The sequence below is a fragment of the Salinivibrio sp. ES.052 genome, from assembly GCF_900141775.1.
Taxonomy (GTDB): Bacteria; Pseudomonadota; Gammaproteobacteria; order Enterobacterales; family Vibrionaceae; genus Salinivibrio.
Map to the genome: position 1 here is coordinate 1,707,140 of NZ_FSRI01000001.1, position 14,080 is coordinate 1,721,219.

Sequence of the window (14,080 nt, forward strand, 5' to 3'; positions counted from 1 at the left end):
AATCGCCAAATCCAGTCTTTAGGTGCTTCTTTTAACGGTTAGACAGTAAGGCAGGGACATCGGCAATAGAGTTAACAACCTCAGTGGCCAATGCAATGCCTTGCTCAGTAACGGGCTTCCCGGAGCGAACAAGAAAACGCGTTGCGATTCCCGCAGCGTCTGCGGCTGTCATATCGTCCGTTTTATCTCCCACCATGACAGAACGAGAAAGATCGATATTGAGCTCTTTCGCCGCGTCTAAAAACATACCAGGTTTAGGCTTTCGACACTCGCAATCGACTCGGTACTCTCCAACGCCCTCGGTCGCATGGTGGGGGCAATAGTAAATACCATCAAAGTCGACACCTTTGTCGGCAAAGTTCCAGTCCATCCATTCGGTCAATCGCAAAAAGTCTTGCTCCGTAAAGTAACCCCTCGCGATACCCGCTTGGTTGGTCACCAGTACAAGTAAATAGCCTTGTTCTTTTAGCGCTAGGCATGCCTCAAACACACCCTCAATATATTCGAAGCTATCGGTACTGGACACATAACCGTGATCGACATTCACGACGCCATCACGATCGATAAAAACTGCTGGAAGACTCACGCATTGTTCCCCTCGGTAAATAATGCTGAGATTATGTCATGCTCAAGACTGACTTGCATCCATACACCCCTCCTCTATCGCATGCTAGAGTATAGCGACGTTGTTTTAGGTTTATTAGGTTATGTGCTCCCAGTTTTCTATCACGCCGATCGGCACACTCCACTCTCCTTTTAAAGAGAAATTTGCGGTCCCCCGTCAACCCGGACTCGCGTCCAGCGCGCTGTCTTACCTTCGTCTACACGATGATGCCAATCAGATTGACGCCGTGCGAGGCATTGAACAATTCTCTCACCTTTGGGTGCTGTTCCTTTTTGACCAAAACCTAGATAAAGGATGGCGACCTACCGTCCGTCCGCCCCGTTTAGGTGGAAACGAGAGAATGGGCGTGTTCGCGAGCCGGGCAACCTTTCGCCCTAACGGTATAGGCATGTCAGCCGTAGAGCTGGTTGATGTCACTCAAGATAGCGGGCAAGTCATCTTGGTATTACGAGGGTGTGATCTTGTTGACCAAACTCCGATTGTCGATATTAAGCCATATATTCCTTACTCTGACAGTATTGCCGACGCCCAAGGCGGATTTGCTCAAACCAAACCTACTCCGCTCGATGTTCATTTCTCTGACCGCGCCTTATTGGCATTATCTCCATATCCTCAGCAAGCATACTATCAAAGCGTGATTGCTGAAGTCTTAGCGCAAGATCCACGCCCGGCTTACAGAAAAGGTCAACCGGATAATCGCCGCTATGCGGTTCACCTGTTCGACTTTAACGTCACGTTTTACGTTCAAAACGCGCAAATCGAGGTGGCTTCCATAGAAGCTTTTGTCGAAACTCCCCCACGCTGTTAATATGCTTGGACTTATTGATCGCCAATATCAACGGATAACTTTACATGCGTACCAGTCAATATCTGCTTTCTACTTTGAAAGAAACCCCTAGCGACGCAGAAATTGTCAGCCACCAGCTGATGCTGCGCGCGGGGATGATTCGAAAACTCGCTTCAGGCCTTTATACTTGGCTGCCCACAGGTGTTCGCGTCCTTCAACATGTTGAGCGTATCGTACGCGAAGAGATGAACCGTGCCGGTGCCGTTGAGACTATGATGCCTGTCGTGCAACCCGCAGATTTATGGCAAGAAACTGGACGTTGGGAAAAATTTGGCCCTGAACTGCTCCGCATCGCTGACCGCCATCAACGCGATTTTGTCTTGGGCCCTACGCATGAAGAAGTGATTACGCACTTAGCGCGTAACGAAATTAATTCTTACAAGCAACTGCCGCTCAACCTGTATCAAATCCAAACCAAATTCCGTGACGAAGTACGCCCACGTTTTGGCGTGATGCGCTCTCGCGAATTTACCATGAAGGATGCGTATAGCTTCGATATCGATAAAGCAGGCATGGAGCAAAGCTACGAAAAGATGCGTGCCGCTTACTGCGCCATCTTTGATCGTATGGGATTAGATTATCGCGCGGTGCTGGCTGATACCGGTGCAATTGGGGGGTCAGCCTCGCACGAATTCCATGTCTTGGCAGACAGTGGTGAAGACCTGATTGCTTTCTCGACGGAGTCTGAATACGCAGCGAATCTCGAAAAAGCCGAAGCGCTCGCGCCGAAAACACAGGCTGATGCGCCAACCCAAACCATGGCGTTGGTCGACACACCAAATGCCAAAACCATCGCTGAATTGATTGAGCAGTTTGGACTGCCGATCGAGAAAACGGTGAAGACTCTTTTCGTCAAAGCCTCTGAAGAGGTCGAATCTAATCTGATCGCTTTGATCATCCGTGGTGATCATGAGCTCAATGAAGTAAAAGCGGAAAACTTACCAGAAGTTGCCGCACCGCTCACGTTCGCCACCGAAGAAGAAATTCGCGCGCTTGTTGGCGCGGGCCCTGGCTCTTTAGGCCCCGTTAACTTACCTGCGCCCTTTATCGTTGATCGTAGTGTGGCGGTGATGAATGACTTTGGCGCTGGTGCTAACATCGACGATAAGCACTACTTCGGTATAAACTGGGGACGCGATACCGAGCTTGGCCAAGTGGTCGATCTGCGTAATGTTATCGAAGGCGATCCGAGCCCGTGTGGCAAAGGTACATTGATGTTTAAGCGCGGCATTGAAGTGGGTCATATCTTCCAGTTGGGTAATAATTACTCGCAAAAGATGAATGCAGGCGTATTAGGCCAGGACGGTAAAAATGCCATGTTAGAAATGGGCTGTTACGGTATTGGTGTTACGCGTGTTGTGGCAGCAGCGATTGAGCAAAATCATGACCAAAACGGCATTATCTGGCCTGATGCTATCGCACCATTCAAAGTCGCGATTGTGCCCATGAACATGCACAAATCTGAGCGAGTGCGTGAAGCGGCTGAAAAGCTATACGCCGATCTCTCAGCGGCAGGTATTGATGTACTCTTTGACGACCGTAAAGAGCGTCCAGGTGTAATGTTCTCTGATATTGAGCTTGTCGGCGTGCCTCACACGGTAGTGATTGGTGAACGCAGCATGGACAACGGTGTATTCGAATATAAACACCGTCGAGAGGGCGAAAAAGTGCCTTTTGCTATCGACGATGCACTGACGTTTATTCAATCTAAGCTTAGCTAAGTCGGAACTGACAGTTCCATTTTAATGCCCCGCTCTGCGGGGCATTTTTGTATCAGCTAGTTGTATCAGCTAATCGTCTCAAGCGCTTTTTGATATGCCTTTTCAGCGAAGTCCCAGTTAACCACTTTCCACCAAGCGTTGACATAATCAGGGCGCTTATTCTGGTAATTAAGATAATAGGCATGCTCCCACACATCACACCCGAGCAGTGGCTCCCCTTTCACCTCAGCAACATCCATCAATGGATTGTCTTGATTAGGTGTCGATGTAATTGCAAGCTGTCCATCTTCTTTCACCACCAGCCACGCAAAGCCTGAACCAAACTGACCAATGGCCGCCTGACTAAAGGCCTCTTTAAACGCATCAAGTGAGCCGTAGGTCGCTACAATGGCATCGTAGAGCGGCCCTTCTGGTGCACCCTTAGGGTTAGGTGTCATTGATTGCCAGTACACCAAATGATTGTAATAACCACCGCCATTATTACGGATGGCAGCAGGCAGCGTTGAAATCTCAGCAAACAAAGCCTCAAGCGATTCACCATTACGCGCCGTCTCTTCGATCGCCGCAACAAATTTATCGTAATAGGTTTTGTGGTGACGCTGATGATGAATGCGCATCGTCGCCTCATCAATGTGGGGCGCTAGCGCATCGTAGGCATAAGGAAGATCCGGAAAAGGATAAGTCATAGTGTCACTCCATTGATGATTAAGACACCACCAGCCTAGATCGAATTGATAACAATTTTCAACCTCATTATCATTAATGACATTTAGGGTCTGTGATATACCGCCGCGCGTGAGATAAAAGAGCATCTATAATCAAACTGTTAGAATGGTAATTGTGGTAAGCGTATGTCGAAAAACAAACCCAAGATTGCCTTGGTGCTCACCGGCGGCGGCGCACGTGCTGCTTACCAAGTTGGTGTACTCTCTGCTATTGCGCAGTGGTATCCGCGTGTGCATACCAGCCCTTTTTCCATTTATTGTGGAACCTCTGCCGGTGCCATCAATGCGGTGTCTCTGGCAAGCTATGCGTCATGTTTTCGACTAGGCGTCAAAAAATTGTCTTGGCTGTGGCGCCGGCTCGATACGTCTCGTGTTATTACCAGTCAACCCAGCGGCCTTATCGGCCACTTGTTATCACAAACAGGGCAACGTTTTCAGTCTCATTATCAACCTACCTTACCATTTGGTTTGCTGAATAATCGCCCTTTACGCTGCCTGCTTAATCAAACCATCAACTTTAATAAACTTAATTATCAGCTCCTTGCGGGGCATTTACACGGGCTATCCGTGACCGCCTCTAATTATCAAACGGGGCAGTCCGTCAGCTTTTTCCAAGGAGCCCCCCACATTCAACCATGGGCACGAGCACGTGCAGTTGGACGACGCAGTCAAATATCGACGGAGCACTTACTCGCCTCTTCGGCGATCCCGTTCATGTTTCCAGCATCCAGGATTGGTCATGAATTTTATGGTGATGGTGCGATCCACCAAATATCTCCCTTACGCCCAGCAGTTAAAATGGACGCAGAGCGGATTTTAATTCTCGATCTGACCACAGGTATACGACGGCCTGAACAAGTAAAACACACAGCGCCTGGTCTGGCCATGCTAGGCGGCCACCTGATGAATGCTATCTTTGCTGACACCCTTTCGGCAGATTTAGAGCATTTACAACGACTTAATCACGTTGCCCATGCTTTATCTCCCGACCAAACGGAGCGCTTAGGATTACGGCATATAGATGTCCTCCATCTTCGACCTTCCGAGCCGTTTGAGCCAATGGCAAACCGCTTTTACTCACATATGCCAATCGCCTTACGCAGTTTACTCAAACTATTAGGGATTAATGCGGGCCAAGATGCCACTTTAGCGAGTTATTTGTTATTTGAGCCGGCATATTTACGCCAGTTGATTGACATCGGTTACCGCGATGCACACAATCATCGGTCCGACATTCTTTCCCTATTGACCGATTAATTATCTATAAAACAACGCCATTAATCGCATCTACCAGCCACGACTATCATGGGCACGAAAGGCTGGCATGATTTCTGCTTTATCACTGTAAATAGACGTAATTGCATAGTTGTTGATTCTTGATGAATGCCTCGCATATAAAACAATACACAAATTCTGAAAGAGTACCGCGGATTGTTCCGCTCGGTGCCGATCAGCGTTTGTTATTGCTACAAAAGCTGCAAGGCCATCTTGATATTAAGGTGCTCTTTGAGGTTTATGCACGAGAGCTGGAAAAGCAAATCGATATCGGCCGTATTATTTGGGAGCATGATGAAACCTCCAATATTATTCGCCGCGGTGAACAACACACCTTTCGCCAGACTTTTTCGATAAAATTCAATAAGCAGCCGCTTGGTGTGCTCCAATATTCCACCCCCTATAAGCTTGATCCAGACGAAATCAGCTTACTGCACACCTATCACAAACTGTTAGCCGGCCCTCTCAATAACGCCGTCGAATATACTCGCGTGAAGAATATGGCATTGCTCGATGGTTTAACGGGCCTACACAATCGCACCAGCTTTGAACAAGACCTTCAACACGCCGTTGCCGTATGTGAACGGGAAAATATTGGACTGGTGATGGTGATGTTCGACATGGATAACTTTAAGCAAGTTAACGATACCTATGGTCATTTAGACGGTGATAAGGTACTCCGTCGATTTTCATTGCTGGTTAGAGAAGCCGTCCGTGGTAGTGATCGTTGTTATCGACTCGGTGGCGATGAGTTTGCGGTTATCTTACAACCGGCGAGCAAAACCTCCGTCAAACATGTCACAACACGCGTTAAACACTTTGTCAGTCAAGATCACCTGCTATCCAGCCATCAGATCTCCGCATCGGTCGGATTTTCTGAGTATCGACAAGGCGATAATAATCTCTCCCTTTACGAGCGTGCTGACCAGAGCATGTACCGCCAAAAGCGCGCACGTTAACGCTTTCCTCCTCCTGGTGAGATTGGGTATAGTGATCCACATCATCACTTGAGGAGACAATCATGAAAGTTGCAGACTGCTGTGATCTTATTCGCCAACGCTATGCCGAAATAGGCAGTGGCGAGCAAGGCTATATTCCCGCGGCTATCCACTGCGCGCTAAATACCCTAAACGACGTTGCACAAGATCCGTCGATTCCTGAGTCACGTCGCGACCAAGCTGCCTTTGCAGCCGCCAATTTATTGATTAGCGATCACGAGGATTAAGATGGATTTAAACAATTACGCGACCATGGATCCTGTGATGCTGATGAGCATCATCAACATGAAGCTGCGTGATGAGTTCGATGGCTTAGACGATTTGGTGCGCTATTACGATATAGATAAAGCCGCACTCTGCACTCGACTTAAAGACGCGGGGTTTGATTACCTGGAAGAAACGAAGCAATTCCGATAAATCAGGGCTAAAACGAGAAAAGCGGACATCGCGTCCGCTTTTTATCTCTATTCATCCTGTGTGCGTGTTCGCTTAACCCAGTGAAACCCACAATACCGTTGCCACTAAGAGAGGACACACGAACTTCACATAGGCAGGCCAAATTTTCCAAAACAGACTCTGTTCAATCGCTTCATAGCCCTCACGCAAGGCAGACAACTTGCGGTCACGCGCCCAGATCCACCCCCCAAATAAGCAAAACAGTAATGCAGCAACAGGCTGGAAGTATTGGGTCGCCACCTTTGCCACCAAACCGAACAAAGTACCAAAGTGGAAAACAATCACTGCACTAAACGCAGCAATCAAGCCACCGAGCACCCAGCTCGTCAGTTTACGGCTCGATCCTAAACGCTCACTGGCCAATGCAACCGGGCACTCGAGCATAGAAATAGAAGAGGTCAGCGCGGCAATCGTCATCAATAAGAAGAAGATCAAGGACACATAGGGGCCGGCGGCACCTAAACTCTCAAATAACAAAGGGAGCACGGTGAACACCAGGGTATCAGCACTTAACAAGCTACCGTCTTGACCATAAATCTCGACGCCTTGATTCATTGCAACAAACATTGCTGGCAATACCACTAAACCCGCGACCACCGCCACGGCAGTATCTACCAAGGTCACACTTAAGGCCATCTTCGGCAAGTTTTCTTTTTGACTCAGGTAAGAGCCGTAGATCAACATCGAGCATCCACCAATCGTCAGTGAAAAGAAGCCTTGTCCCATCGCGGCTAGCAATAAGTCTTTGTCCATGATCTTGCTAAAGTCTGGAATGAGATAGTGCTTTAGCCCTTCTGTCGCGCCTGGCAATGTCATGATGTAGATGAACATGGCGGCGAACAAGACAAACAATGCAGGCATTAAACGCGTTGACCAGCGTTCGATCCCTTGCTTTACCCCTGCTTGCACAATAAAAATGGTCAAAATATAAAAAAGGATAGCGCCAAACAAGTTGCGTGAGGCCGAAAAGCCTTTTAACCAAGCCGCCGCATCAGTCAAATGCAGGATATCTGCGACCGCGGCGAGTAAAAATGATACTAACCACCCCCCCACAATGCTATAAAACGCCAACACCATACAAGGCACCGCTAGGCCAATAAGACCCACACCACTGCCCAAGCGCTTCATTAGCGGGTTGTCACTTAATGCGCGCATACTATCTAGGGGGTTGGCACGACCATGACGACCAATCGCCATTTCGACCACCAACATGGGAAAAGCCACCAGTAAAATCATCAACAGGTAGACGAGTAGAAAGGCGCCCCCGCCATTGCTGGCTGCTTGTGTAGGAAAGCCCCAGATATTCCCCAGTCCGACCGCAGCTCCCGCTGCAGCAAGAACAAAGCCAATTCTAGTGCCGAATAATTCGCGACTTGATGCCATTACTGCCCACCTCATGTATCATTAGACTAGTACATTAAGTAATTCGGCGTGATTAAGCAAGTCAAGACAGCTTAACTGCTCAATTAATCATCACGAGTATGGCACCCTACTGATCCGGTGCTTATTCCGTGGTTTGTATTGGCGAACACTGCCAAACAAGTCGCCACTGCTGCCCACTCGCCGACTGGCTGACAAAATGATCCGCAACGGCAATTACGCCTTGATCATCACAGATAATCGGTTGCCGACGGCGTAACCAACTAGGGATCCCTGCTTCTTGGTAGAGTTTTTTTAGTTTACGCCGCCCTTGTCGCCCGACAGGGTGCATCGATAAGCCACTCGGTTCAAAGTGCACGTTTAGACGGGATGACGTTAGCCTTCCTAGCGCTAAACCAGACGCTATCGCCTCGTAGGGCAACAAGTGCAACTGTCCAAGCCCATCCGGTAACGTTAGGGGCTGGCCCGGAGCAAGCTCTCCCTGCCACTGCGATAAGTCGGCACAAGGCGTGACAACATAGAGTTGCTGCTGATACCGACGAATACTGACATCTGCGATGGTCAAACACGGGTTGGCATCTTGTTTGGCGTAGACCACGTCACGGATAAGTGCCTGTAACTGTGCGTAAGTGAGTACCAACTCATGGCGTTTTAGCCAATAACGAAGTAGCGCATGCGTCAATGCCGGATCCTCTTGAGGGAGTACCGCGATTGATAATGCGCCCGAATCACTGAGTGCATTTTCCACTATCGGTGCGATAAAGCGGGTCAGCAGCGAGGATTGCTCTGCACATAGGCGCTGTGTGCGTTGAACGGCTTGTCGAAAGCCAGGCCAGCGCGCACCGGCTTGCGGTAACCAGTGCTGACGTAAAAAGTTACGGTCAAAGCGGGTTTGCTGATTGCTAGGGTCATCAATCCAATTCAACCTATGGCTGCTGGCATAGCTTGCGAGGGAGGCACGTGATTGAGCTAAAAGGGGTCGCACGAGCAAGCCCTGTCCTAATGGACGCACCTCGGGCATCCCCGCTAATCCGTCGAGGCCGCTGCCACGCTTTAGCGCAAGGAAAAATGTTTCAATTTGATCATCGCTATGCTGCGCCGTTAACACTAAGCCTTCCGGCTCTAGGTGTTGTTGCAAGGCCTGATACCTTGCTTCACGCGCGGCATGCTCAATACTGAGTGCGTCGTCTAATTCAACATATTCGACCCGGTAGTCAAAGCCCGCTTGCTCCGCCCAGTGTTGACATTGTGCCGCCCATTGATCTGCCTGTGCCTGCAAACCATGGTGGACGTGAACCACCCGATAACGATGTTGTGGGTGCTGGTCACAATACTGCGCCAATAGATCCAGCAGTACCCGTGAGTCAAGCCCACCGCTCAGCGCCAAAATGATTTGTCGTGGCGTAGTCGTTAAGGGTGCTAAGCAGTCACAAAGTTGGTGGTAAAGCATAGAAATTCACTATAAAGATAATGCGCTATTGTTGCCGCCCTTGAGGAAAAAGAAAAGGGCCCACAGGCCCTTTCATACACATAAAAAAAGAGAGTGCTAACAGTAACCGTAATTAAGCAGACGTTGGTAACGGCGATCCCGCAAGCTCTCAGTATCCAAGCTTTCTAAATCAGCCAGCTGAGTCATCAGTGTTTGTTTGATGCTCTCTGCCATAGTTTGAATATCGCGGTGTGCACCACCCAGCGGTTCGCCAATCACCGTATCAATTAAGCCTAGTTCTTTCAGTCGAGGAGCCGTGATCCCCATCGCATCGGCCGCTTGCGGCGCTTTGGCAGCATCACGCCATAAAATCGAGGCACATCCTTCAGGCGAAATCACTGAATAGGTGGAGTACTGCAGCATGTTGACGTAATCCCCCACCCCAATCGCCAACGCGCCACCTGAGCCACCTTCACCGACGACGTTACAAATCACGGGCACTGTGAGGCCGGCCATTTCTTTAAGGTTACGGGCAATCGCCTCTGATTGGCCACGTTCCTCTGCACCAACGCCTGGGTAAGCGCCTGCGGTATCGATAAAAGTGATCACCGGGATATTAAACCGTTCCGCCATTTTCATCAGGCGTAGCGCCTTACGATAACCCTCAGGTTTAGGCATGCCAAAGTTGCGTTTCACTTTTTCGTTAGTATCACGGCCTTTTTGATGGCCAATGACCATAACCGGGCGTCCTTCAAGACGAGCCAATCCCCCCACCAATGCTTTATCGTCGGCATACGCACGATCACCAGCCAGTTCATCGAACTCGTGAAAAATGCGATCTAAGTAATCATAGGTGTAAGGACGCTGTGGGTGCCGTGCTAATTGAGCCACCTGCCAAGCGCCTAAATCACCGAAAATCTTTCGAGTGAGTTCTACGCTTTTTGTTTCTAATTGCTCGATTTCTTTATCCAAATTAACCGCGTCTTCTCCACCACGCTTAGACACGGCGCGAAGGGCCTCAATTTTGGCTTCTAATTCTGCGATCGGCTTTTCGAACTCTAAAAAATTAAGACTCATACCAAGAGAATCCTATTGGTCACCGCCAGTGTACGCGATACGTCACCAGCCTGGCTTAGTTAAACTCTAATTCGACTTGCTCATTGCCGAGCAAGCCTTTCAAGGTGTCGATCAATTCATCGGTTGGCGTTACGCGCCACTCAGCGCCCAAACGTAACCGTGCACGCGCATCTTCGCGCTGATAGTAAAGATTCACCGGTACCGTACCAGAACGATAAGGTGCCAGCGCATCATGAAACCGTTCAAAAAATGGGGCATCGACTTGATCGGCTATCATCGATATGCCCAAACAACGCGCATATTTTTCACGTGCCTGACTAATGTCCATGACTTCACGGGCGGTCATTTTAAGCCCCCCATTGAAGTCATCAAAGCTGACCTGTCCTGAGACCACCAGAATGCGATCTTTCTCCACCAAATCGAGATATTTGTCGAGCACGTCAGAAAAAAGCATCACTTCCATACGACCCGAACGATCATCCAAGGTCAGAATGCCCAACCGGGATCCTCGTTTCGTGGTCATCACCCGCGCCGCAATGACCAACCCTGACACCGTCGAGATCACATCGCGTTTGGTGGCATGCGCATCTTCTAACCGCCAGGTCACATAATTTTTCAGCTCTTTACGGTAACTATTAATGGGATGTCCGGTTAAATACAACCCTAACGTTTCCCTTTCCCCCTCTAGCCATATTTTATCTGGCCAAGGGGCCGCATGTGCGTAAGCATGCTCAACTTCTTCAGGCGCGTCGGTTAGTACACCAAACATATCGGTTTGCCCGTGAGCTTCTGCTTGATGGTGTTGGCTCGCAGCGCGGATCGCTTCATCCACGGACGCCATCATTGCTGCCCGATGTGGGCCCAGTTTATCCATTGCTCCCGCACGGATCAGCCGCTCAATCACGCGTTTGTTCACTTTTTTGGTATCAATGCGAGCACAAAAATCGAACAGATCACGGAAATAGCCATCCTGCTTACGAGCAGCCACAATCGTGTCAATGGGCCCCTCACCGACCCCTTTAATCGCCCCAATACCGTAAACAATCTCACCCTGATCATTCACGGTAAAATGATGAAGGCCGGCATTCACATCAGGCGGTAATACCGTCAGCTTCATTCGGCGACACTCTTCCACCAGACCCACCACTTTATCGGTGTTATCCATATCTGCCGTCATCACCGCCGCCATAAATTCAGCGGGGTAATGGGCTTTTAACCACAGGGTTTGGTAAGAGACCAGTGCGTATGCTGCCGAGTGCGATTTGTTAAAGCCGTAACCAGCGAATTTTTCTACCAAGTCGAAGATGCGCATCGCCAATTCGCCATCAATGCCGTTAGCTATCGCCCCTTTCTCAAAGATGTCTCGCTGCTTGGCCATTTCTTCTGGCTTTTTCTTACCCATTGCTCGACGCAGTAAGTCTGCACCACCCAGGGTATAACCAGCCAAGGTCTGGGCAATCTGCATGACCTGCTCTTGATAGAGGATAATGCCGTAGGTCGGCTCAAGCGTTTCTTGCAAGGACTCGTGTTGCCACTTTTCATCCGGATAAGAAACCTGCTCACGACCGTGCTTACGATCGATAAAGTTATCCACCATACCGGATTGCAAAGGTCCGGGGCGGAACAAGGCCACCAGTGCGATCATATCTTCAAAGGAATCGGGTTGGAGCCGCTTGATCAGCTCTTTCATACCACGCGATTCAAGCTGGAATACCGCTGTCGTCTCAGCTTTACGCAGCATCGCAAAGGAAGCCTGATCGGCCATCGGTATTGCGGTAATATCAATGGGATCCTGCCCTTTTGCTTTCAAGCGAGGATTGATCATGCCAAGCGCCCAGTCGATGATCGTCAGGGTCCGTAAGCCCAGGAAATCAAACTTCACCAAGCCAGCTGTTTCAACGTCATTTTTATCGAACTGGGTAACGGGGTGGTGTCCCTCACTATCACAATAGAGCGGAGAGAAATCGGTGATCGTTGTGGGGGATATAACGACCCCACCCGCATGCTTACCCGCGTTACGTGTGACCCCTTCCAGCTTCCGCGCCATGTCGATCAGCGCTTTAACTTCTTCATCATTATTATAGACTTCGACCAGCTGAGGCTCGGCCTCAAACGCCTTTTCAAGGGTCATGCCTGGATCGGGTGGCACCAGTTTAGAAATGCGGTCCACAAAACCATAAGGATGGCCCAGCACACGCCCGACATCTCGTATTACCGCTTTGGCGGCCATGGTCCCAAAGGTGATGATCTGTGAGACCGCATCACGTCCGTACATTTCAGCGACATGGTCAATCACCAAATCGCGCTTATCCATGCAGAAATCAACGTCAAAGTCAGGCATGGAAACACGTTCAGGGTTCAAGAAACGCTCAAAAAGCAGGTCAAATTGTAGCGGGTCTAAATCGGTGATCTTGAGGGCATATGCAACCAACGAACCGGCCCCCGAACCACGCCCCGGACCAACGGGAATATCGTTATCTTTTGACCATTGGATGAACTCCATGACGATCAAAAAGTAACCGGGGAAGCCCATTTGATTGATCACACCCAGTTCTCGCTCTAGGCGTGCATCATAGTCGGGACGTCGACGTGCTCTTTCTGCTTCATCAGGAAACAAAAAGGCGAGACGCTCTTCCAATCCTTCTTGCGAGCGTTTAACGAGATACTGATCAATTTCCATCCCTTCGGTCGGGAAATTGGGTAAGAAGTATTCGTTGAGCCTAACTGGCACATTACAGCGTTTGGCTATTTCCACACTGTTGGTCAGTGCTTCGGGAATATCCGCAAACAGCTCACACATTTCTTGCTCAGTGCGCAAATACTGCTCTGCACTGTAGTGTTTTGGCCGACGCGGATCGTCTAACGTAAAGCCATCATGAATGGCGACGCGAATTTCGTGAGCATCAAATTCGTCTGGCGAGAGAAAACAGACTTCATTGGTCGCCACGACGGGTAAATCATGCTCGGCAGCAAAATCCACCGCAAAATGAAGATAGACCTCTTCATCTTGGCGCCCGGTACGCACCAACTCCATATAATAAGCGTTGGGAAAATACCTTTGGTAGAAATGTGCGCACTGTTCAGCGAGCGCTTGATTGCCTTTCAGTAAAGCTCGGCCCAAATCACCCCGACAGCCACCAGACAGAACAATCAAGCCTTCGGCATGCTCAACGAGCCATTGTTGATCAATCACAGGGCGATGCTGCACATGGCCGCGCAAATACGCTTTGGAGATCAGTAAAGTCAGGTTTTTGTACCCAACTTTATTGGTGGCAAGCAGGGTTAGCTGACATAACTCATCACCAAATGCGTCAGACTGAACATTAAAGTCAGCCCCAATGATAGGCTTAACACCCACATTATTGGCGGTGTTATAGAACTTAACCAATCCACATAAATTACTGAAATCGGTCAGTGCCATGGCTGGCATGCCCATTTCCGCCACTTTTTTTACCAATGGCGGCACCTTGGACACCCCATCAACCATGGAGTAATCACTGTGGATGCGTAAGTGGACAAAACGTGGCTCAGACATAAAACTCGCTAC

The 14,080-nt window shown here is 49.4% G+C and carries 12 protein-coding genes; 6 read left to right on the forward strand and 6 right to left on the reverse strand.

The genetic code is table 11. The features are described from left to right. Positions 1 to 31: 31 nt before the first annotated feature. Positions 32 to 586 (reverse strand): D-glycero-beta-D-manno-heptose 1,7-bisphosphate 7-phosphatase, encoded by a 555-nt coding sequence (gene gmhB / locus BUQ98_RS07930; protein WP_074213259.1) that lies wholly within the window; start codon positions 584 to 586, stop codon positions 32 to 34. A 121-nt stretch (positions 587 to 707) separates the two neighbouring features. Between gmhB and tsaA the strand changes: the two genes are divergently transcribed. After that, on the forward strand, positions 708 to 1,433 hold the full coding sequence (gene tsaA, locus BUQ98_RS07935) for a tRNA (N6-threonylcarbamoyladenosine(37)-N6)-methyltransferase TrmO (RefSeq protein ID WP_074213260.1): 726 nt from the start codon (positions 708 to 710) through the stop codon (positions 1,431 to 1,433). A 44-nt stretch (positions 1,434 to 1,477) separates the two neighbouring features. Further along, the gene (locus BUQ98_RS07940; RefSeq protein ID WP_074213261.1) at positions 1,478 to 3,193 is read left to right on the forward strand and encodes a proline--tRNA ligase; all 1,716 of its coding nucleotides are present in this window, start codon (positions 1,478 to 1,480) and stop codon (positions 3,191 to 3,193) included. A gap of 65 nt (positions 3,194 to 3,258) precedes the next feature. Here the strand turns inward: BUQ98_RS07940 and BUQ98_RS07945 are convergent, their stop codons facing one another. Then, positions 3,259 to 3,879, reverse strand: coding sequence for a superoxide dismutase (locus BUQ98_RS07945; RefSeq protein ID WP_074213262.1), 621 nt, complete (start codon positions 3,877 to 3,879; stop codon positions 3,259 to 3,261). A 165-nt stretch (positions 3,880 to 4,044) separates the two neighbouring features. On the opposite strand from BUQ98_RS07945, the gene BUQ98_RS07950 reads away from it, so the two are divergent. The 4 genes from BUQ98_RS07950 (at position 4,045) to BUQ98_RS07965 (ending at position 6,608) form a co-directional block, all read left to right on the forward strand. Continuing rightward, entirely contained in the window at positions 4,045 to 5,175 is a 1,131-nt protein-coding gene (locus BUQ98_RS07950; RefSeq protein WP_074213263.1) for a patatin-like phospholipase family protein, read from the forward strand. Between the two features lie 122 nt (positions 5,176 to 5,297). Beyond that, a complete protein-coding gene (locus tag BUQ98_RS07955; RefSeq protein WP_074213264.1) occupies positions 5,298 to 6,152 on the forward strand; it encodes a GGDEF domain-containing protein in 855 nt (284 codons plus the stop codon). A 62-nt stretch (positions 6,153 to 6,214) separates the two neighbouring features. Then, the gene (locus tag BUQ98_RS07960) at positions 6,215 to 6,418 is read left to right on the forward strand and encodes a YaeP family protein (protein WP_074213265.1); all 204 of its coding nucleotides are present in this window, start codon (positions 6,215 to 6,217) and stop codon (positions 6,416 to 6,418) included. A 1-nt stretch (position 6,419) separates the two neighbouring features. After that, the gene (locus BUQ98_RS07965; RefSeq protein WP_074213266.1) at positions 6,420 to 6,608 is read left to right on the forward strand and encodes a DUF4250 domain-containing protein; all 189 of its coding nucleotides are present in this window, start codon (positions 6,420 to 6,422) and stop codon (positions 6,606 to 6,608) included. A 72-nt stretch (positions 6,609 to 6,680) separates the two neighbouring features. Here the strand turns inward: BUQ98_RS07965 and BUQ98_RS07970 are convergent, their stop codons facing one another. The 4 genes from BUQ98_RS07970 to dnaE all read right to left on the reverse strand — a co-directional run bounded on the left by BUQ98_RS07970 (position 6,681) and on the right by dnaE (position 14,068). Then, entirely contained in the window at positions 6,681 to 8,030 is a 1,350-nt protein-coding gene (locus tag BUQ98_RS07970; protein WP_139294666.1) for a sodium-dependent transporter, read from the reverse strand. A 121-nt stretch (positions 8,031 to 8,151) separates the two neighbouring features. Further along, positions 8,152 to 9,477: a tRNA lysidine(34) synthetase TilS gene (tilS, locus tag BUQ98_RS07975; RefSeq protein ID WP_074213268.1), complete on the reverse strand. Its 1,326-nt coding sequence runs from the start codon at positions 9,475 to 9,477 to the stop codon at positions 8,152 to 8,154. A gap of 96 nt (positions 9,478 to 9,573) precedes the next feature. Beyond that, positions 9,574 to 10,533 carry an acetyl-CoA carboxylase carboxyl transferase subunit alpha gene (gene accA, locus BUQ98_RS07980; RefSeq protein ID WP_074213269.1) on the reverse strand — a complete coding sequence of 320 codons (960 nt, stop codon included), beginning with the start codon at positions 10,531 to 10,533 and terminating at the stop codon, positions 9,574 to 9,576. A gap of 55 nt (positions 10,534 to 10,588) precedes the next feature. Next, on the reverse strand, positions 10,589 to 14,068 hold the full coding sequence (dnaE, locus tag BUQ98_RS07985) for a DNA polymerase III subunit alpha (protein ID WP_074213270.1): 3,480 nt from the start codon (positions 14,066 to 14,068) through the stop codon (positions 10,589 to 10,591). Positions 14,069 to 14,080 lie beyond the last annotated feature (12 nt).

What these genes read in the sequence shown, in the direction of transcription:
- tsaA (WP_074213260.1), top strand. Translation starts at nt 708, where the DNA reads ATGTGCTCCCAGTTTTCTATCACGCCGATCGGCACACTCCACTCTCCT.
- BUQ98_RS07940 (WP_074213261.1), top strand. Translation starts at nt 1,478, where the DNA reads ATGCGTACCAGTCAATATCTGCTTTCTACTTTGAAAGAAACCCCTAGC.
- BUQ98_RS07945 (WP_074213262.1), bottom strand. Translation starts at nt 3,879, where the DNA reads ATGACTTATCCTTTTCCGGATCTTCCTTATGCCTACGATGCGCTAGCG.
- BUQ98_RS07950 (WP_074213263.1), top strand. Translation starts at nt 4,045, where the DNA reads ATGTCGAAAAACAAACCCAAGATTGCCTTGGTGCTCACCGGCGGCGGC.
- BUQ98_RS07955 (WP_074213264.1), top strand. Translation starts at nt 5,298, where the DNA reads ATGAATGCCTCGCATATAAAACAATACACAAATTCTGAAAGAGTACCG.
- BUQ98_RS07960 (WP_074213265.1), top strand. Translation starts at nt 6,215, where the DNA reads ATGAAAGTTGCAGACTGCTGTGATCTTATTCGCCAACGCTATGCCGAA.
- BUQ98_RS07965 (WP_074213266.1), top strand. Translation starts at nt 6,420, where the DNA reads ATGGATTTAAACAATTACGCGACCATGGATCCTGTGATGCTGATGAGC.
- BUQ98_RS07970 (WP_139294666.1), bottom strand. Translation starts at nt 8,030, where the DNA reads ATGGCATCAAGTCGCGAATTATTCGGCACTAGAATTGGCTTTGTTCTT.
- tilS (WP_074213268.1), bottom strand. Translation starts at nt 9,477, where the DNA reads ATGCTTTACCACCAACTTTGTGACTGCTTAGCACCCTTAACGACTACG.
- accA (WP_074213269.1), bottom strand. Translation starts at nt 10,533, where the DNA reads ATGAGTCTTAATTTTTTAGAGTTCGAAAAGCCGATCGCAGAATTAGAA.
- dnaE (WP_074213270.1), bottom strand. Translation starts at nt 14,068, where the DNA reads ATGTCTGAGCCACGTTTTGTCCACTTACGCATCCACAGTGATTACTCC.